19 protein-coding genes are annotated in these 18207 nt (G+C 46.9%); 12 read left to right on the top strand and 7 right to left on the bottom strand.

Annotated features, from left to right (window positions below; all coding sequences use genetic code 11):
• Nucleotides 1–1401, bottom strand: coding sequence for a pyruvate kinase (gene pyk / locus TM_RS01080; RefSeq protein WP_008193903.1), 1401 nt, complete (start codon nt 1399–1401; stop codon nt 1–3).
• A 13-nt stretch (nt 1402–1414) separates the two neighbouring features.
• Nucleotides 1415–2374, bottom strand: a complete 960-nt coding sequence (pfkA, locus tag TM_RS01085; RefSeq protein ID WP_004082880.1) for a 6-phosphofructokinase — start codon at nt 2372–2374, stop codon at nt 1415–1417.
• A 155-nt stretch (nt 2375–2529) separates the two neighbouring features.
• On the opposite strand from pfkA, the gene TM_RS01090 reads away from it, so the two are divergent.
• The 8 genes from TM_RS01090 to glyS are packed head-to-tail and all read left to right on the top strand — an operon-like array spanning nt 2530 to nt 10215.
• Complete coding sequence (locus tag TM_RS01090; protein WP_004082882.1) at nt 2530–2739, top strand: DUF2007 domain-containing protein; 210 nt, start codon at nt 2530–2532, stop codon at nt 2737–2739.
• On the top strand, nt 2736–3830 hold the full coding sequence (gcvT, locus tag TM_RS01095) for a glycine cleavage system aminomethyltransferase GcvT (protein WP_004082884.1): 1095 nt from the start codon (nt 2736–2738) through the stop codon (nt 3828–3830). Before TM_RS01090 ends, gcvT begins: the two co-directional genes overlap by 4 nt.
• Nucleotides 3827–4201: a glycine cleavage system protein GcvH gene (gene gcvH / locus TM_RS01100; protein WP_010865076.1), complete on the top strand. Its 375-nt coding sequence runs from the start codon at nt 3827–3829 to the stop codon at nt 4199–4201. The genes gcvT and gcvH overlap by 4 nt, the downstream gene beginning before the upstream one ends.
• Before the next feature lie 28 nt (nt 4202–4229).
• Nucleotides 4230–5543, top strand: a complete 1314-nt coding sequence (gene gcvPA, locus TM_RS01105) for an aminomethyl-transferring glycine dehydrogenase subunit GcvPA (RefSeq protein ID WP_004082888.1) — start codon at nt 4230–4232, stop codon at nt 5541–5543.
• Nucleotides 5540–6964 carry an aminomethyl-transferring glycine dehydrogenase subunit GcvPB gene (gene gcvPB / locus TM_RS01110; RefSeq protein ID WP_004082890.1) on the top strand — a complete coding sequence of 475 codons (1425 nt, stop codon included), beginning with the start codon at nt 5540–5542 and terminating at the stop codon, nt 6962–6964. The genes gcvPA and gcvPB overlap by 4 nt, the downstream gene beginning before the upstream one ends.
• 1 nt (nt 6965) lies before the next feature.
• On the top strand, nt 6966–7352 hold the full coding sequence (locus TM_RS01115) for a RidA family protein (protein ID WP_004082892.1): 387 nt from the start codon (nt 6966–6968) through the stop codon (nt 7350–7352).
• A 3-nt stretch (nt 7353–7355) separates the two neighbouring features.
• Nucleotides 7356–8216, top strand: coding sequence for a glycine--tRNA ligase subunit alpha (locus TM_RS01120; protein WP_004082894.1), 861 nt, complete (start codon nt 7356–7358; stop codon nt 8214–8216).
• Nucleotides 8197–10215 (top strand): glycine--tRNA ligase subunit beta, encoded by a 2019-nt coding sequence (gene glyS / locus TM_RS01125; RefSeq protein WP_004082897.1) that lies wholly within the window; start codon nt 8197–8199, stop codon nt 10213–10215. The genes TM_RS01120 and glyS overlap by 20 nt, the downstream gene beginning before the upstream one ends.
• On the opposite strand, the gene fliI is transcribed toward glyS, so the two are convergent.
• From fliI to fliF, 4 genes are read right to left on the bottom strand one after another with little or no spacing between them, the layout of a single operon-like run.
• The gene (gene fliI / locus TM_RS01130; RefSeq protein ID WP_004082899.1) at nt 10192–11508 is read right to left on the bottom strand and encodes a flagellar protein export ATPase FliI; all 1317 of its coding nucleotides are present in this window, start codon (nt 11506–11508) and stop codon (nt 10192–10194) included. The two genes, glyS and fliI, sit on opposite strands and share 24 nt — an antisense overlap.
• Nucleotides 11468–12178, bottom strand: coding sequence for a FliH/SctL family protein (locus tag TM_RS01135; protein ID WP_004082901.1), 711 nt, complete (start codon nt 12176–12178; stop codon nt 11468–11470). The genes fliI and TM_RS01135 overlap by 41 nt, the downstream gene beginning before the upstream one ends.
• A gap of 1 nt (nt 12179) precedes the next feature.
• The gene (gene fliG / locus TM_RS01140) at nt 12180–13187 is read right to left on the bottom strand and encodes a flagellar motor switch protein FliG (protein WP_004082903.1); all 1008 of its coding nucleotides are present in this window, start codon (nt 13185–13187) and stop codon (nt 12180–12182) included.
• A 4-nt stretch (nt 13188–13191) separates the two neighbouring features.
• On the bottom strand, nt 13192–14790 hold the full coding sequence (gene fliF, locus TM_RS01145; protein WP_004082905.1) for a flagellar basal-body MS-ring/collar protein FliF: 1599 nt from the start codon (nt 14788–14790) through the stop codon (nt 13192–13194).
• 49 nt (nt 14791–14839) lie between these two features.
• Here fliF and ecfA2 point away from each other — a divergent pair, with 49 nt between their 5' ends.
• The gene (gene ecfA2 / locus TM_RS01150) at nt 14840–15640 is read left to right on the top strand and encodes an energy-coupling factor ABC transporter ATP-binding protein EcfA2 (protein ID WP_004082907.1); all 801 of its coding nucleotides are present in this window, start codon (nt 14840–14842) and stop codon (nt 15638–15640) included.
• On the top strand, nt 15637–15870 hold the full coding sequence (locus TM_RS01155; RefSeq protein WP_004082908.1) for a S4 domain-containing protein: 234 nt from the start codon (nt 15637–15639) through the stop codon (nt 15868–15870). Before ecfA2 ends, TM_RS01155 begins: the two co-directional genes overlap by 4 nt.
• Here the strand turns inward: TM_RS01155 and TM_RS01160 are convergent.
• Complete coding sequence (locus TM_RS01160; RefSeq protein ID WP_004082910.1) at nt 15839–16534, bottom strand: biotin--[acetyl-CoA-carboxylase] ligase; 696 nt, start codon at nt 16532–16534, stop codon at nt 15839–15841. The genes TM_RS01155 and TM_RS01160 overlap by 32 nt on opposite strands.
• A gap of 53 nt (nt 16535–16587) precedes the next feature.
• Here TM_RS01160 and TM_RS01165 point away from each other — a divergent pair, with 53 nt between their 5' ends.
• Entirely contained in the window at nt 16588–17526 is a 939-nt protein-coding gene (locus TM_RS01165) for an aminocyclopropane-1-carboxylate deaminase/D-cysteine desulfhydrase family protein (protein ID WP_004082912.1), read from the top strand.
• A complete protein-coding gene (locus TM_RS01170; RefSeq protein WP_004082914.1) occupies nt 17526–18200 on the top strand; it encodes a DUF554 domain-containing protein in 675 nt (224 codons plus the stop codon). Before TM_RS01165 ends, TM_RS01170 begins: the two co-directional genes overlap by 1 nt.
• The last annotated feature ends 7 nt before the right edge of the window (nt 18201–18207 follow it).

Here is an 18207-nt window from a genome sequence, read left to right on the forward strand (position 1 = left end):
TCAATCCACCTTCAACACCCTTATGGTGTTTGTCGTTCCCACCTTTCCTGGAACGCCGGAAGTGAGAACCACCAGATCCCCTTTTTCTGCCAAACCCATTTCTTCTACTTTCTTCAGCCCTTTTTCGATAAACTCTAATTCCTGGGAACATTTTTCAGCGAGAACGGGTATCACCTTCCTCACGAGAGAAAGTCTGTAGTAGGTTTTCTCTTCTGGTGTCAGGGCCACAATGGGTTGAGAAACGTTGTACTTTGAAACACGAACAGCGGTACTCCCGGATATGGTAGGTGTGATGATCAGCTTCGCGTTCAGAGATTCAGAGAGCTGCCAGCAGGCGTGTGATATAGCCTCAGATATGTCGCTGGTATCGTATTCTATCGTTCTGAAAAATTCCAGTTTTTTTTCGGCTTCTTTTGCTACTTTACTCAGCACCTTTATGGCTTCCAGGGGATGTTTTCCAACCGCTGTTTCCGCTGTGAGGAGCAGGGCGTCCGCTCCATCGAAGATGGCGTTGGCTATGTCGGTGACCTCTGCCCTCGTGGGGAACGGATTTTCTATCATCGATTCGAGTATCTGAGTTGCGACTATGACTGGTTTGGAGTAGTACTTGGAGAGTTTGATGATTTCTTTCTGAACGATGGGGACTTCTTCTATGGGTATCTCCACTCCCAGGTCACCGCGTGCGACCATGATTCCATCGCTCACCTTTATTATCTCCTCGAGACGCTCCAGAGCCTTTTTCGTTTCTATTTTGGAGATTACAGGTATTTCCTTTCCGTGTTTTCTGATCTCTTCTTTTGCCTTGAGCACGTCCTCTGGCTTTCTCACAAAAGAAAGAGCGAAAAATTCAACGTCATGCAACGTTCCGAGTTTTATGAATTCTCTGTCTCTGTCCGTTATGGATTCCACCGAAAGATCGGCCGTCGGTACGTTCACACCTCTCCTGTGTGTGATCTTTCCACCGACTTTCACCACTGTTTTCACTTCTGTATCGGTTGTTTCAATTACCTCAAGCACTATCTCTCCATCGCTCAGCAGAATGGTGTCTCCTTTCTTCACGTCCTTTGGAAGAGAGCTGAGATTCACCGAGACTATGTGTTCGTTTCCAAGTATTTCCTTTGTGGTGAGAGTGAAGATCTGGCCTTCTTTTAATTCCACAAACTCTTTTTCGAGGTATCCGGTTCTGATCTTCGGCCCCGCAAGATCGATCAGAATGGCTACGGGTTTTTTCTTTTTCTCTCTCAGATCTTTTATTTTGAGTATTTTCTGTTCCTGCTCGTTCCAGTCACCATGTGAGGTGTTTATTCTGAAGACGTTCACTCCAAGGTCTATCATCTTTTCTATCATTTCATAGCTGTCTGTTCTTGGTCCGACCGTACATACGATCTTTGTACTTCGCACGATTTCACCCCGTTCATGAAAGCATATGTGCTATTTCGTAAAGTTTTTTGTCGATCGTTTTCTTTGTGGAGAGCGCTTCCATTATAGGAACTCTCACGAACTTGTTCCCTTGGAGCGCTATCATCACGTCTACCTCTCCGTCCAGAAGAGCATCGACCGCTTCAACTCCCATACTCAGTGCCAGTCTTCTGTCGAAAGCCGTTGGAGAACCACCTCTCTGTACGTGTCCGAGTATGGTGATCCTCGTTTCGTAGCCTATCCTGTATTCGAGGTGTCTTGCGACGGTATAGGCACTCGCTGCCCCTTCAGCGACTATGATTATGCTGTTGATCTTTCCTCTTCTCCTTTCTTCGAGAATTCTATCGGCGAGCTGTGAATAATCCACCGGAATCTCTGGTACGATGATGGCTTCTGCACCAGTCACCAGTCCCGCCATGAGAGCGATGTAGCCGGAATGCCTCCCCATGACTTCCACAATGAAAGCTCTCTCATGCGAGCTAGCGGTGTCTTTGAGCTTTTGAACAGCATCCATCACCGTGTTCAAACACGTGTCCACCCCTATGCACATGTCAGTCAACCCAATGTCGTTGTCTATGGTTGCTGGTATACCGACAACGGGTATTTTGTGTTCTTCGTAAAGAAGATGAGCGCCGGTGAGACTCCCTTCACCACCTATGACGACGAGTCCTTCTATACCATGTTTTTTTATCTGTTTCGCAGCGAGTTCCCTGCCCTCTTCTGTCTTGAACTCCTCACATCTGGAAGTTCTCAGAATTGTTCCTCCCTTTTCTGTGATTCCTGCCACATCTTTGTACTCGAGTTTTACAAAATCGCCGTCGATGAGGCCTGAGTAACCTCTTCTCACTCCGATCACTTCCAGTCCCTGCCTGACACCGTACCTGACCACGGCTCTCACAGCTGCGTTCATTCCAGGTGCGTCTCCGCCGCTTGTAAGTACTGCTATCTTCTTCAAGGCGATCAGCCTCCCTGTGAATTGTTTGTTCTCTTCAATGAGAGTTTAGCATATGCATCAAAAGTGATAAAATGTACATGGGTTCCCTATGTCAATTTACCACTTCTTCGTGATGTTAACAAACCCTGAATCTTGGTGTAAGGAGGATTAAAATTTTGAAGTGGAAAACTTTAATTGAGGGAAGTGAACTGGAGGTAAAGATGATCGAGGATATATTGAAAGAAAACGGAGTACCTTACGTAGTTGAAACGTGTGATGATGTTACACCGAGAGCGATTTTTGGTTCTTCAGCCCTCATGGTGATAAAGGTACCAGAGAAATTTTTAGAAGAAGCAAAGAGAATTCTGGAGGAGATGCGGGAATGAAGAGAACGCCTCTATTTGAAAAGCATGTTGAACTCGGTGCGAAAATGGTAGATTTCGCGGGGTGGGAGATGCCTCTTTATTACACATCCATATTCGAAGAAGTGATGGCAGTCAGAAAATCGGTGGGGATGTTCGATGTCTCTCACATGGGGGAATTTCTCGTTAAAGGGCCCGAGGCGGTTTCTTTTATTGACTTTCTTATAACGAACGACTTTTCTTCACTTCCGGATGGTAAAGCGATTTACTCTGTCATGTGCAATGAAAACGGTGGAATCATCGATGATCTTGTTGTGTACAAGGTGAGTCCTGATGAAGCTCTCATGGTGGTGAACGCGGCAAACATTGAAAAGGACTTCAACTGGATAAAATCCCATTCGAAGAATTTCGATGTCGAAGTATCGAACATTTCAGATACGACAGCGCTCATAGCGTTCCAGGGGCCAAAAGCACAGGAGACCCTCCAGGAGCTTGTTGAAGACGGTCTCGAGGAAATTGCCTATTATTCTTTCAGAAAGAGTATTGTAGCCGGTGTAGAGACTCTTGTCTCAAGAACGGGATACACGGGTGAGGACGGTTTCGAACTGATGCTTGAAGCGAAGAATGCACCGAAGGTCTGGGATGCTTTGATGAATCTGCTCAGAAAAATCGATGGCAGACCCGCAGGTCTTGGGGCGAGAGACGTTTGCCGACTCGAGGCGACTTATTTGCTGTACGGTCAGGACATGGATGAGAACACGAATCCTTTCGAAGTGGGACTTTCCTGGGTTGTAAAACTGAACAAAGACTTCGTGGGGAAGGAAGCGCTGCTGAAAGCGAAGGAAAAAGTGGAAAGAAAACTTGTGGCGCTTGAGCTCTCTGGAAAAAGAATAGCAAGAAAAGGCTATGAAGTTTTAAAGAATGGAGAGAGAGTGGGAGAGATCACAAGTGGTAACTTCTCTCCAACTCTTGGGAAGTCGATAGCGCTGGCTCTCGTTTCAAAATCGGTGAAGATAGGAGACCAACTGGGAGTGGTGTTTCCTGGTGGAAAGCTTGTAGAAGCTCTGGTAGTAAAAAAACCATTTTACAGAGGCAGTGTGAGGAGGGAGGTTTGAAGATGAAAAAGTACACGAAAACTCACGAATGGGTGTCGATTGAGGACAAAGTAGCAACGGTTGGAATAACGAATCACGCTCAGGAACAGCTCGGCGATGTGGTCTACGTGGATCTTCCTGAAGTCGGCAGAGAGGTGAAGAAAGGGGAAGTTGTGGCGAGTATAGAGTCTGTGAAAGCCGCAGCGGACGTGTACGCTCCTCTCAGTGGGAAGATCGTGGAAGTGAACGAGAAACTCGATACTGAACCTGAACTCATAAACAAGGATCCAGAAGGAGAAGGCTGGCTTTTCAAAATGGAAATATCCGATGAAGGCGAACTCGAAGATCTTCTGGATGAACAGGCTTATCAGGAATTCTGTGCTCAGGAGTAGTTTCTCATAGAAATCCGGAGGTGTCCTGATGAACTATCCTTACATTCCCCACACGGATGAAGACGTCCGTGCCATGTTGGACTTCATAGGGGTTTCTTCCATAGAAGAGCTGTTTTCTTCGATTCCTGTTTCTGCCAGGTCGTCTCTGAATATTCCAGAGTCCAGAGATGAGTTCAGTGTTTTCAAGCAGTTGAAAGAGATTTCTGAGATGAACAATTCTCTTGAAGACTACGCTGTCTTTCTTGGTGCCGGCGTTTATAAAAGATACGTTCCCACGGTCGTTTACGATCTTGCGATGAAGCCCGATTTTCTCACCGCTTATACACCGTATCAGGCGGAGGTATCCCAGGGAACCCTCCAGGCTCTGTTTGAATACCAGACCATGGTATGCGAACTGACAGGAATGGAAGTGGCGAACGCATCCATGTACGATGGAGCCACCGCTCTGGCGGAAGCGGCTCTAATGAGTTTTCGGCTCACCGGAAAGGAAAAAGTGGTTGTGGCAAGGTCCGTTCATCCCGAGTACAGAGCAGTCTTGAGAACCTATCTCGAAAAAAGAGGTTTCACCGTGGTGGAAGCCGGATACGACGAAACGGGAAGGGTCCTGTTAGAAGAGGTCGATGAGGAAACGGCGGCGATAGCCGTTCAATATCCCAATTTCTTTGGAATCATAGAGGATCTCGATTATGTCAGAAGCCGATCGGGTAATGCTCTTCTGATAGTGGTTGTAGAACCAGTTTCACTCGCTCTTCTGGAACCTCCAGGAAGTTACGGGGCAGACATCGTGGTTGGTGAAGGCCAGTCGCTGGGACTTCCCATGTGGTTCGGAGGATATTCCCTTGGAATCTTTGCCACAAGAGAGGAGTACGTGAGGCAGATGCCGGGGAGATTGATTGGACAGACCGTGGATCAAGCCGGTAACACAGCCTACACCATGATCCTTCAGACCAGAGAACAGCACATAAGGCGAGCCAGAGCCACTTCGAACATATGTTCCAACCATGCCCACGCCGCTCTGATCGCGGCTGTTTACATGAGTGTGATGGGACCTGATGGTTTGAAGGAGGTAGCCAGGCGTTCTTACAACGCCGCTCATTACCTCCAGGAAAGACTGGAAGAAATTGGATTCAAACTGTGCTTTTCGGGAGAATTTTTCAACGAGTTCGTTTTCAACGTGCCAGAAGATTATCCTGATCGGTGGAGGAAAATGATGGAGAAGAAGATCCTTGGGCCGTTGCCTTTGGAAGAATTTTATCCGGAACTTGGAGACACAGCACTCGCGTGTGCCACAGAGGTGATTTCCAAAGAGGATATAGAAAAGCTCCTGGAGGCGATGAAATGACGATATTTGAGAGATCTAAAAAGGGAAGAAAAGCATTCCGGCTTCCCGAGAGTGACATTCCAGAATATTCCCTTCCGGATCGATTTCTCAGGAGGACACCTCCGGAGCTTCCCGAGGTGAGCGAGCCTGATTTGGTGAGGCATTACACCAATCTTGCCAGAAAGAACTACTCTGTGGATCTCGGAATCTACCCCCTCGGTTCCTGCACCATGAAGTACAATCCCAAACTGAACGAAAAAGCTGCGAATCTCGAAGGATTCAGAGAGATACACCCGTATCAGCCCGTCGAAACTGTTCAGGGCAGTCTTCGGCTCATGTACGAACTGAAAAAAATGTTGTGCGAGATAACGGGAATGGATGATATGACACTTCAACCCGCTGCCGGAGCTCACGGAGAACTCACGGGAATGCTGATAGTGAGAGAGTACTTTAAAAACAGAGGGGACACTGGAAGAAAGAAAGTTCTCGTACCGGATTCTGCCCACGGTACCAACCCAGCATCTGCTTCGATGGTTGGTTTTGAGGTGGTGGAGATAAAGAGCAAAAACGGTATGGTGGATGTGGAAGATTTGAAAAAACTACTGGATGAAGAAGTAGCCGCTGTGATGCTCACAAATCCAAACACGCTTGGGCTCTTCGAAAAGGACATACTGAAAATAGCGGAAATGACGCATGAGTGTGGTGCCCTTCTCTATTACGATGGTGCGAACCTCAACGCGATCATGGGTAAAGTGAGACCAGGAGACATGGGGTTCGACATCGTCCATTTGAACCTGCACAAGACGTTTTCCACTCCCCACGGAATGGGAGGGCCCGGATCTGGGCCAGTTGGTGTGAAAAAGCATCTGGTGGATTTTCTGCCCTTCCCCCAGGTAAAGAAGAACGGAGAACTTTACGAACTCTTCGTTCCTGAAAAGACCATAGGACGTGTGAGGAGTTTCTTTGGAAATTTCCCGGTTCTCGTAAAAGCGTACACGTACATTCTCACGATGGGAAGAGACGGCCTTGAAAGAGTGAGTGAAATGGCCGTTTTGAACGCGAACTACTTGAAGAAAAAAATAGAGAAGTTCCTGGAGATTCCATACAATGGGTTCTGCATGCATGAATTCGTGGCGAGCGCGGAGAAAGTGTTCAGGGAAACCGGTGTGAGAACACTGGATATTGCGAAGCGAATACTGGACTTTGGTGTGCATCCTCCCACAGTTTACTTTCCACTCATCGTTCCGGAAGCACTCATGATAGAACCAACTGAGACTGAAAACAAAGAAACGCTGGATAAGTACGCCGAAATCCTTGAAAGAGTGGTAAAAGAAGCCTATGAGAATCCTGATGCTTTGAAAAACGCTCCTCACAACACACCGGTTCGAAGGGTCAACGAAGTGCTCGCTTCGAAGAAACCCGTGTTCAGGTGGAGGGGATAGTATGAAGCGCTTTGTCGAAACCGATAAGGCTCCAAAGGCCATAGGCCCGTACTCTCAGGCGGTCGTTGTCGGAAACATGATGTTCGTTTCGGGTCAAATTCCCATAGATCCAGAAACCGGTGAACTCGTTCAGGGTACCATAGAAGAAAAGACTGAGAGAGTTCTGGAAAATCTGAAAGCAATACTGGAGGCGGGCGGTTTCTCCCTGAAAGACGTCGTGAAGGTGACGGTGTTTACGACCAGTATGGACTACTTCCAGAGAGTCAACGAGGTGTATTCCAGATACTTTGGAGACCACAGGCCCGCTAGGTCGTTTGTGGCGGTTGCTCAGCTCCCGAGAAACGTAGAAATAGAAATAGAAGCGATCGCTGTGAAGGAAGGGGAGTGAAAGATGTATCTTCAGGATGTGATAATGAAACTGAACGATTTCTGGGCGTCTAAAGGTTGTCTGCTTGAACAACCTTACGATATGGAAGTCGGTGCCGGAACGTTTCACCCCGCTACGTTCTTTGGTAGCCTGAGAAAGGGTCCTTGGAAAGTGGCCTACGTTCAGCCAAGCAGAAGGCCGACCGATGGTAGATATGGAGAGAATCCCAACAGATTGCAGAGGTACTTCCAGTACCAGGTGATCATAAAACCCTCCCCTGAAAACTCTCAAGAACTGTATCTTGAGTCCCTGGAGTACCTCGGTATAAACCTGAAGGAACACGACATCAGATTCGTGGAGGACAATTGGGAATCTCCCACCCTCGGAGCGTGGGGTGTTGGTTGGGAAGTGTGGTTAGACGGCATGGAGATAACCCAGTTCACATATTTCCAGCAGATTGGTGGAATTTCCCTGAAGGACATTCCTCTCGAGATAACCTACGGGCTGGAAAGGATCGCCATGTATCTTCAGGGAGTCGATAACGTTTACGAGGTACAGTGGAATGAAAACGTGAAATACGGTGATGTGTTCCTTGAAAACGAAAGAGAATTTTCGGTTTTCAACTTCGAAGAAGCCAACGTAGGACTCCTTTTCAGACATTTCGATGAGTACGAGAAGGAGTTTTACAGACTTGTGGAAAAAAATCTTTACCTTCCCGCTTACGATTACATTTTGAAATGTTCTCACACGTTCAATCTTCTCGATGCGCGCGGAGCGATAAGTGTGTCTCAGCGACAAACCTACGTGAAACGTATTCAGGCGATGGCAAGAAAGGCTGCGAGAGTTTTTCTGGAGGTGCAGGCTAATGAGAACAGCCCTGCTTGAGGTGGGACTCGAAGAACTTCCCGCGAGCGAATTCCACAGTATTCTGAAACAGCTCGAGGAAAAATCGGCTGAGCTTCTCAAAGCGTACAGAGTTTCTTCCGGATCTGTTGAAGTCTTCGTTGGAAGCAGACGTTTTGGTGTGATTCTCAAGAATCTTCCGGAGAGACAGGAGGATTTTACCGAAGAGAAGAAAGGTCCACCACTGAACGTTGCTTACGATGAAAACGGAAAACCAACCAGAGCTCTTGAGGGGTTTTTGAGGAACAACAACGCTTCCTTGGAGAACGTGGTTCACAGGGAGGGGTACGTCTATTTATCGCGAGTTGTTGAAGGAAAGCCTGTCGAAGAAGTTCTCCCAGATCTGTTCAGAGATCTCGTTTTGGGTTTGAATTTTAGAAAACCCATGAGGTGGGGTTCCGGTGAACACGAATACATCAGACCTGTTCACTGGATTGTGGCGATGGTTGATGGAAGAGTTCTTGACTTAGAAATCTTCGGTCTTAGATCGTCCAGAATCTCTTACGGCAAAAGGTATCACGCTGGATCAATCGAAATTCCCGATTCGGAAAGGTACTACGAATCTCTCAAAAAAGGATTCGTGATTTCTTCCCACCTGGAGAGAAAAAAATTCGTCCTCGAACAGATCGATGAATTTGAAAAAAGAAGTAGTATGAAGATCGAACGCGATGAAGAACTCATCGAAGAGATAGTGGCGATAACGGAGTATCCCAGGATCGTTGTTGGACAGTTCGATCGAAAATATCTCGAACTTCCAGAGGAGATCATAGTAACCGCCGTGAAACATCATCAACGCTCTTTTATAGCGCATAAAGGAACCCTGACGAATACCTTTGTGGCTTTTCAAGACGGTCCACAACCACCGGAGAACGTGGTTAAGGGATACGAGAGAGTCATAAACGCTCGATTGGAAGACGCGCGGTACTACTTCCAGAAGGATCTCGAGACACCGCTGGAAAAGATGAATGAAAAGCTCAAAGAAATCGTTTTTCAGGAGAAACTCGGAACACTCTACGATAAGGTAGAAAGGATAAAGAAAATATCACAGAGACTCTGTGAAGATCTGAAACTTCCAGGGTCGTTCACGCAGAAGGTCCTGGAAGCCGCCTCTATATGCAAAGCAGACATCGCTTCGAAGGTGGTGTACGAGTTCCCGGAGCTCCAGGGTGTTATGGGTAGGATCTATGCCCTGAGGGAGGGAATAAACGAAGAAATAGCAACGGCCATAGAAGATCACTACTCTGAAGAGCCACAGACAGTGATAGGTTCCATTCTTGGAATAGCGGATAGAATCGACACCATCGTGGGAAATTTCGCCATAGGCAACGTTCCCACGAGTTCTAAAGATCCGTATGGCCTGAAAAGTAAAGCTGACACAATCTTCAGGATCATAAGGAAGAACGAGTGGGATATTTCTCTGGAAGAGCTTCTCACTTTCGCTTCTTCACTGGTGGGGTACCGTCTTTCTGAAGAACTGGAAACGTTCTTTGCAGGCAGGTTCTATCAGTTTCTGATCAACGAACTTGGAATATCCTTCGACGTGGCAAGAGCGGTGAATCACCTGTGGAAGAAGCCCCTTCGCGGGATCCTCTCTGCGGAAGCCCTCCAAGAGATATCTGAAAAACCCGAGTTTCAAGACCTGTTCGTTGGATTTGAGCGAGTCCACAACATAACGAAGAATCACGACTCCACCAAATTCGATGGAGCCCTCTTTGAGAAAGAAGAAGAGAAAAAGCTGATGAACAAGTTCTACGAAGTCAAAGAAAAAGTTTTGAAAGCTCTGGAGAGGTTGAACTACCGTGAGGCGCTTCAGTATCTGATCGAATTGAAACCTTACATAGACGAGTACTTCGACAATGTCTTTGTGATGGTGAAGAGGGACGACTTGAGAGTGAACAGGTTGAGCTTTCTGAAAAACATCGACGAACTCTTCATGATGGTAGGAGACATGACTTACTTAGTCAAGAGATCTCAGGTATAGATCCAGAAGTTTCTGAAGGGTTTCCTCGAATGAAGCTTTTTCAAAGACACCCTGTTTCAGAAAGGAATCGATCTCGTCTTTCATTTCCACAGCTTTGTCAACGAGTGGATTGGTCCCACTCTTGTAAGCACCGATTTCAATCAGATCTTTTGCGGATTCATAAGCCGACATCAGCGATCGGAGGCGGTTCGCCGCCTCTCTGTGTTCTTCGGTGACGATATCGTTCATCAATCGGCTCACACTTGCAAGAACATCGACTGCTGGGTAGTGATTCGATTCGGCAAGTCTCCTCGAAAGAATTATGTGTCCATCTACGATGGATCTGACAGTGTCGGAAATGGGTTCGTTGAAGTCGTCCGCTTCAACGAGCACGGTGTAAATCGCTGTTATGCTGCCTTTATCTGAGTTTCCTGCCCTTTCGAGTATTTTTGGAAGGCCGGCAAAGACACTTGGTGGATATCCCCTGGTGGTGGGAGGTTCTCCCACTGCGAGCCCCACTTCTCTCTGAGCCATGGCCCATCTGGTGAGAGAGTCCACCATCAGAAGGACATCGTATCCCAGATCTCTGAAGAATTCCGCTATACTGGTGGCGGTGAGGAGAGATTTCACTCTGGCAAGGGCAGGCTGATCGGAAGTTGAGACCACCAGTATAGATCGCTTCAGTCCCTCCTCTCCAAGGTCCCTCTCTATGAATTCCCTGACCTCTCTTCCGCGCTCCCCGATGAGGGCCAGCACGTTAATGTCCGCCGTCGTGTTTCGTGCGATCATTCCAAGAAGTGTGCTTTTTCCAACACCGCTGCCCGCGAAAATTCCAATTCTCTGGCCTTTGCCTATGGTTATGAAACCATCTATTGATCGTATACCCACCGGTAAAGGATCTTTTATTCTTCGTCTTTTTAGAGGGTTTGGAGGGTTGTTGATCAGAGGATATCTGTCTTCCGGAACGAAGGGCTTTCCGTCTATTGGACGTCCCAGACCATCGAACACCCTTCCGATCATCTTTCTGCTGACACCAACTTCGAGTACTTTGTTAGTTCTGATGACTTCACAGCCCATCTTCAACCCGGAGACATCCTCGTAGGGCATGAGAATAACACTTTCTTCCCTGAAACCAACTACCTCCGCGAGTGCGTTTTTACCGTTTTGAAGTGAGATCTTACACATTTCTCCTAGAAAAGCGTCTGGACCTTTCGATTCCACAGTGAGTCCTACCACTCGTGTGACTCTTCCGTTGAATTTATTGAAATCTTCTTCACTCAACTTCTTTTTCAGCTCTTTCAGGATGTCCTTCAAAACCTACCACCTCTTCGAAGATGTCCTCCACGAGTTCCCATTGATGAGAGAAGGTTTTGTCCAGAATTCCAAAATCTGTCTCGACGATGACGCCGCCTCTTTCTACATTGGGATCCGGTATCAAAGTTTCTTTGCTGACTTCACTGAGGTCCAGTTTTTTTGCATCTTCTGGATTTATTCTGATCTTCACATTTTTGATGCCCACTACTTTTGATAAGGCGCTCCTCAACTTTCTTTCCACTGTGGACTCGTCCATCTCCTTTTCGAGGATCTTCTTGAAGAGGATCCTGAGTATATCGAGAAGCTCTGGAAGTATCTCTTCTATTCTCTGGTTTACTTGTTTCTGGATCTTTTCCTTCAAAGCAAGAATGTATTTCTGGAAATCGTTCTTCATTGTTTTTGCTTCTTCTAAGACCTTCTTCGCTTCGAGCTTTAAAGCTTCAGCCTCGCTGGAGGCGTTGCTTAAGATTTCCTCTGCGTCTTTTCTGGCACCTTCAATGATTTTTCTGGCCTCTTCCTGAGCTTCAGAGAGGATCTTTTCTCTCATTTTTTCGATCCGCTGGATTTCCTCTGCTGCGTTTTCTTTTGTTTTTTCTTCTTTTACTTTTTCTTCTTTTTCTATTTTCCTTGGAAGATCTATGTAGAAGACCTCATCCTTTCTGAGAAGCATACTACATGATCAGCTCCTCTCCGCCACCTCTCGCGATGACGATTTCGCCAGCCTCTTCCAGCCTTCTTATGATGTTTATTATCTTCTGCTGGGCTTCCTCCACATCCTTGAGTCTCACAGGCCCCATGTATTCGAGTTCGTCTTTCAGCAACGCGGCAGCTCTCTTTGACATGTTCTTGAATATCTTCTCTTTCAGCTCGTCGGAAGCCCCCTTCAAAGCGAGAGCTAGGTCCCTCGTGTCCACTTCCCTCAGCACAAGCTGTATCGATCTGTCGTCGAGCTTCAGAATGTCTTCGAAGACGAACATCCTTCTTCTTATCTCGTCGGCCAGTTCGGGGTTCTCCTGAACCAGTTTGTCCATGATCTTCTTCTCGGTAGTTCTGTCAAGATTGTTCATTATCTCTGCAGCTGTATCGATTCCACCTACTTTGCTGAACGTTCGACTCACAAATCCAGAGATCTTTTTCTCCAAGTTCCTTTCTATCTCTTTAACAACTTCTGGAGAGGTGCGTTCGAGCAGAGCTATTCTCTTCAGAACTTCGGTCTGAAGCTCTTCGGGAAGCGCTCCAAGAATCTGAGCCGCGACAGGAGGATCAAGATAGCTCAGAACAACCGCTATAGTTTGCGGATGTTCGCTTTGGAGGAAGTTCACAAGCTGGACGGGATCTGTGTCTCTTACGAAGCTGAAAGGTTTGACCTGCAGAGAGGATGTTAACCTTTCTATGATTTTTCTTGCCCTTTCAGGCCCGAATGCTTTTTCCAGAACTTTTTTTGCGTACTCTATACCACCTTCTGATATCATTTCTTTTGCTTTGGCGAGACTCAGGAATTCTTCTAAAACTTGCTTTTTTTCCTCTGGAGTAACCCTTCCTATGTTTGCGATTTCTACTACCAGTTGTTCCACCGTTTCCTCGTCGAGGTGTTTCATCACCTGGGCTGCTTTTTCGGGTCCAAGGGCCACCAGAAGAACTGCGGCCTTTCTTCTGCCATCTATCTTTTTCTCGGGCATATCCTCATCCCCTTTCAAAGAACCACAGTCGGACTATCTCGGCGATGTCGGAAGGTGAACGGGAAAAGATGTTCTCCAATTCTTCCAAAAGCTCGAGCAGTTCCTTTTCTTCTGGCGATACCTCTTCCTCCTTCAATTCTTCCTGGAGGATTTCTTTCACCTCTTCTTCCAGTTTTCTTCTCCGTTCTTCTGCGAGTTTCCTTGCCCTTATTCTTCTTATCTGAACGATCATAAGATAGATGAGCATGAACGTGAGAAAACCAAGCAGGGCTATTCCCACCGAGTACAGAACGAATCTTCTTCTCGTTTCAATCTGTTTCAACTCTTCCTGAAGAGCTCTTTCGATGGAGCGATCGAATGGCAAAAAGGCAACCGCGACGCTGAGAGAAGCGGAAGACGTTATGGATCCCACTCCTTTTTCCACAAGATCGTTTATTACACTGCTCCAGTCACTGCTGTTTTGAAGAACAGAAGAAGAAGCATCGATTATGACGGCGACGGAAAGCGAGGAGATCTCCCCTTCGCGGTTCTGTATTATCTTCTGATACACTTCGTTCAGTTCGTAGTTGGTGATGGTATGGGTTCGTTCGTAGGTACTCGTTCCTTCAGACGTGACTGATGGATAGGTGAGAGGCGGTATGTTCGAATCCGTTCCCGCTGGTCCTCCAGTTGGAGGAAGGTTTTGGCTCTTCTCTACCTGCGTCTCCTGACTTCTCACCAGACCTTCTCTTCTGGCGGGCGCTTCGTACTTTTTCATCTCCGTTTCTATCTTGGACCAGTTGATCGATATGTCGGGTATTACCTCCACTCTTCCAGGACCGAAGACGCTTTCCAGTGCTTTCTTTATTTTGCTTTCGTAGTATTTCTCAAGCTGTTGTTTCAATTCCAGTTTGCTGGAGGCAAGGAAAGTTCCTTCGTCTGTTTCTAACATATCGCTCAGCGATCTGGAGTAGTTATCCACTACCCTCACGTTCTCCGGTTTCAACCCTTCAACGGCTCCTGAGACGAGTTCAACGATTCCTCTCACCTGTTCGCGGGTGAGTTCTGCACCGGGTTCCAGGACCACGAGAACTGAAGCTCGGGGTTCTGCCATCTCACCACGAACGTAATAGGTGTACTTCGGAAGGACCAGGTGAACTCTTGCATCTTTCACACCTTTTATCGTCATGATGCTTCTTTCAAGTTCCTCCTGTAAAGCGATCTGATATTTGACCTGCTTGTCGAAGCTCGTGGCTCCGAAAGAGTTTTCACTGAGTATAGAAAAACCTTTCCTTGAACTTCCGAGAACTCCTTCAGACGCCAGTTTCATTCTGAGTTCATAGACGTTGTAACTGTCGGGAACGTATATATCTCCCCCAGGGGATACTTTGTAAGGAACGTTCATCTCCTCGAGCTTTTGGATGATCACACCTGCCTCGTCTTCGTTGAGGCCAGACACGAGGAGTCTGTAGTGAGGAACGGACGCTACAACGGCGAACAGAACGATCGCTATTACAAGGGCAATCCCTATTCCTCCCACGAGGAATTTCCTTTCCCGAGGCATGGAGTTCCATAAGTCTACAATCTTCTTCCAGAGATCTCTCAAACGTTCAACAATGTTCATAGGATAATCCACCTCTCGTTAAATTTTACCACGTGATATAATTTTCAACATGAGAATAGAAGTAGTCAACGTTTCCCATATCTTTCACAGGGGAACACCCTTGGAAAAAAAAGCACTCGAGAATGTAAGCCTTGTGATAAACGAAGGAGAGTGTCTCCTTGTTGCTGGGAATACAGGATCTGGGAAGTCGACCCTCCTTCAAATTGTGGCAGGTTTGATCGAACCCACCTCAGGTGATGTGCTTTACGACGGAGAAAGAAAGAAAGGTTATGAGATAAGAAGGAACATAGGAATCGCTTTTCAGTACCCCGAGGATCAGTTCTTCGCAGAGAGAGTTTTTGACGAAGTGGCTTTCGCCGTGAAAAACTTCTATCCAGATAGGGATCCTGTTCCCCTGGTGAAGAAAGCGATGGAGTTTGTGGGGCTGGATTTCGACTCTTTCAAAGACAGAGTGCCGTTTTTCCTGTCCGGCGGTGAGAAGAGGCGGGTAGCGATCGCTTCTGTGATCGTTCACGAACCGGATATTCTCATCCTCGATGAGCCTCTCGTGGGATTGGATCGGGAGGGGAAAACGGACCTTCTGAGGATTGTAGAGAAGTGGAAGACCCTTGGAAAGACGGTCATTCTCATTTCTCACGATATCGAAACAGTTATAAATCACGTGGATCGTGTGGTGGTACTCGAGAAGGGAAAGAAGGTCTTCGACGGGACCAGAATGGAATTCCTTGAAAAATACGACCCTCGCTTCTTCACGAGCAAGATGCTGGTTATGAGAAGATTAGTTTTGAAAGGAGAAGACCCCTTCTCAATGAGCGACGATGAGCTTTTGGAAAGGGTGTGCAATTCATGAGATTAGATTTGTTTCTCAAGATCTCGGTGGTGAAGAGAAGAACGATTGCCCAGAAACTTCTGAAAGGGCAGAGAGTTTTGGTGAACGGAAGACCCGCGAAAGCCTCGTACGAGGTAAAGGACGGAGACATCGTGGAGGTGTTCTTACCAACCAAGAAAATAATCCTAAGGGTTGTGGGAAACGGAGGCTATGAAATCCTCAGTGAGGAGAGAGTGAGTAAACCTTTTTGATCTCTCCGTCGAAGTCTATCAACAGACTATCGGGGTTTATCTTTACGATCTTTCCCTTCTTTCCTTCCAGAGATATGAGATCTCCTTCTTTCTGAAGAAGGTACCTCTTCCAGATCCTCGTCAAAGCTTCTTTCTTCCTTGAGTATTTTCTGAAAATCACGCGCGCGTTCTTCAACATCGACTCCATGAGTTTCACAATGCTGATTTCTTTTCCCATGATTTCCTTCAGACTGATCGCTCTTGTTTTCAACTCGGCTGGGATTTCGTTGTTCACGTTCATGCCCACTCCCACAACAACGGCGAGAGGCTTTGCACCTTCAAAAATTCCCTCTGAGAGAACTCCTGCGAGCTTTCTCCCGTTTATGTACACGTCGTTGGGCCACTTTATGTTCGCATGTATTTTCATGTTTTCAAGAGTTTTCACAACTGCTACTGAGAACACCCTTGTGTAAAACGAAAGCTCCAGTGGCTTTCTCGGTTTGAAAAGCACCGAAAACCATAATCCACCCTTTGGAGAGTGCCAGTGTCTTCCGCTTCTTCCGTATCCGGAGGTCTGCTCCAACGCGACCACCACCGTGCCATCGGGATAGAAACGGTAATTCTCTTTCAAGAAACGATTCGTGGAGTCTATGGATTCGAAAGAAATGATCTTTTCTCCTATCAATCTCTCTCCCTCCCGTGCTACAATTCTAACAAACAAAAAGAGGGGGGAGACGAATGAGAATCGATCTTTCCCTTAAACCCACACCTGTTCAGTTTCTCAAAAGACTTTCGGAAAAATACGGGTTCAACATCTACGTTAAAAGAGACGATCTCACAGAGCTTGTGGGATCGGGCAACAAAATCAGAAAGCTGGAGTATCTTCTATGGGAAGCTCTTAAAAAAGGAGCAACGACTGTCTTCACCTGTGGAGGTCTTCAGTCGAACCATGCCAGAGCAACGGCATACGTTTCGAGAAGATACGGCTTGAAACCTGTTCTCTTCCTCAGAAAAGGGGAGAAGGTACTGAACGGAAATCTTCTCCTCGACATTCTCCTCGGTGCTGAAATAGTGGAGGTATCCCCGGAAGAGTACGAACGCATCGATGAGATCTTCGATGTTCACAAAAAGATGAGAGAAAAGAAAGGTGAAAAGGTGTACGTGATACCCGAAGGGGGATCGAACTCCCTTGGAGCCTTTGGCTACTTCAATGCGGTGCTGGAGATGAAAGATCAATTGAACCTCGAATCTTTCGATGCTATTGTGTGTGCTGTTGGAAGTGGTGGAACCATAGCGGGCTTGTCAGCTGGAATTTCCTTTCTGGAATATCACGTACCCGTAGTGGGTGTGAACGTCACCACGAAAAACTCGGATTATTTTGTGGGGAAGGTGAAAAGAATAATTAGTGGTATGGAAGAGTACGGCCTGAGAGTCAACGAAACCGTTTTCGAAGTGGTGGACGATTACAGAGGGCCGGGATATGCGATTCCGTCCAGTGAGGATGTGGAGATCTTGAAAGAAGTAGCTTCGATAGAAGGCATCATCCTCGATCCGGTCTACACGGCAAAAGCCTTCAGAGGAATGATCGAAATGTTCAGAAACTCAGAAAAGAACGTTCTTTTCATCCACACGGGGGGAATATTCGGTCTGTTCGCGCAGAGCAGGAGGTTGGTATAATGTTTCACTACGCTGTTCTTCTGAACGCACTTGGGGTTTTGATCGGTGCGTCCGTGGGCTTCCTGTTCAAAAGAAAGATTCCTCAGAGGTTACACGACATCCTTTTCACGGTGATAGGACTCACCACACTGGGTATAGGTATCCGGATGGTCACGCAGGGAGATGATTTTTTGATGATTCTCCTCGCACTCGTCGCAGGCGGCATCATCGGAGAGTTGTTCAGAATAGAGGACAGAATAGAAGGTATTGGGAAGAAGTTCAGTGATTCTCAGGGGTTTGCGGAGAGTTTTCTCACTTCTTCGCTTCTCTTTCTGGTTGGTCCCATGACCATAGTGGGATCCATAAACATAGGACTCACGGGAAACGCGGATTTGATACTCGTGAAAACGGTGCTCGACACAGTGTCAGCCACAGTGCTCACGGCAACCTTAGGAACAGGGGTTTTTCTCTCGGCAGTTTCTGTGTTCCTCGTTCAGGGACTTCTCGTTGTTTTCGCAAAGAGTTTGACTTTTCTCACAGGTGATGTGTTTATCTCCGATTTTGTTGGCACGGGTGGTGTCATGATTCTGGGTCTTGGAATAAGGATTCTTAAGCTGAGAGAGGTGAAGGTTGGGAACCTACTTCCGGCGCTGGTTTTGATTCCTATTTTTGACTGGTTGAAAAACCTTTTTTAAAAGGCAT

Source organism: Thermotoga maritima MSB8 (assembly GCF_000008545.1).
Taxonomy (GTDB): domain Bacteria; phylum Thermotogota; class Thermotogae; order Thermotogales; family Thermotogaceae; genus Thermotoga; species Thermotoga maritima.